Here is a 1,377-nt window from a genome sequence, read left to right on the forward strand (position 1 = left end):
CACATGGATGATGGGATGAACACCTCTTGTTGAGATCGGCGTCAAAGCGCCACTATTAGATGTGCGAAATCAATAGGTCAACAACAAGAGGTGTTCAGATGAACGTTACCCTAATCGGAATCGACTTGGCAAAAACTGTCTTTCAGGTTTGTGGTGTGAACCGAAGCGGCAACCCGGCGTTCAATCATCAAATGCGCAGGAATAGACTGATTGAGAAGTTGCTGCAGTATCCGGAAGCGACGATTGCCATGGAGGCCTGCAGTGGTTCGAACTACTGGGGTCGGGAGCTAAAGAAGCTGGGCTTTGAGGTGTTATTGATTCCGCCCCAGCATGTGAAGCCGTTTGTGAAGGGCAACAAGAACGACCGGAACGATGCCTTTGCGATTACAGAGGCCGCCCGGCGACCGAGGATGCGGTTTGTGGAACCGAGATCTCTGGAGCAAACAGACATACTGGTGCTGCATAAGCTGATCAATCGGAAGGTCCAGGCCCGAACCGCGTTGATCAATCAGATCCGGGGCTTTCTGAACGAGTACGGCGTCATCGTTGCGCCAGGCAAGGAACGATTACTCAAGGCGTTACCAGAGTTGCTGGAGGACGCGGAGAACCCACTGACCTGTGCTGCCAGAGAGGCCTTACAGAGTCTGTTGGAAGAGTGGAGAGAGGCCAATCGCCAGATACAGATGCATGAGGCGAAACTGAAGCAAACAGCCAAACAGCTGGAGCCGGCACGGCGCCTGATGGGCGTGAAAGGGGTTGCGGAGAAAACGGCAACCGCGGTGGTGGCCTATGCCGGTGACGGTAAGGCCTTTAAGAGCGGACGACACTTTGCCGCCAATCTGGGATTGGTTCCGAACGAACACTCCAGTGGCGGCAAGCAAAAGCTCGGAAGCATCACCCGTCGAGGGAATAACTATCTGCGCCGATTGTTGGTTCAGGGTGCCTGGTCGGTCATCCGATACACGGATAAAGCCACCGACCGGCTATCACGCTGGGCGGCAGGGGTTATTGAGCGCAGAGGCAAACACAAAGCGGTGATTGCCGTGGCCAACAAGTTGGCAAGAATTCTATGGGCAATGCTCTACCACCAAACGGAGTACCGGGCGGCGTAAAGCAGCACCCAAGGAGCAAAGGCACCCCACGCAAATGCGGTGAGCAATGAGTTAACAGGGTTAAACCGGCCCTTGTGAATGCTGGCGAGCACACGGAGCACCAACTCCGTACGGACGATAAGCGGCAAGGGCGCGGTTTTCATTGAGGCCAGAGTCACCGGAGTGACTCATCATAAAGGCCGGATATACGTGCGCAGTTTTACCCAGTTAACTTTTTACACCACCGAGAGCTTGGGAGGCTTGCGCAACAAGAGGTCTACATATA

At 54.5% G+C, this 1,377-nt stretch carries 1 protein-coding gene; it reads left to right on the plus strand.

Going from position 1 to position 1,377, the window contains the following annotated elements; translation table 11 throughout:
* The first annotated feature begins 98 nt into the window (after window positions 1-98).
* Entirely contained in the window at window positions 99-1,112 is a 1,014-nt protein-coding gene (locus tag Q669_RS19015; protein WP_011785593.1) for an IS110 family transposase, read from the plus strand.
* Window positions 1,113-1,377 lie beyond the last annotated feature (265 nt).

Origin of the sequence: Marinobacter sp. C1S70 (assembly GCF_000475355.1) — a bacterium.
In the GTDB taxonomy this organism is placed as follows: Bacteria; Pseudomonadota; Gammaproteobacteria; order Pseudomonadales; family Oleiphilaceae; genus Marinobacter; species Marinobacter nauticus.

Excerpts from the sequence above, each read along its gene's own strand:
- Q669_RS19015 (WP_011785593.1), top strand. The coding sequence starts at position 99 with ATGAACGTTACCCTAATCGGAATCGACTTGGCAAAAACTGTCTTTCAG.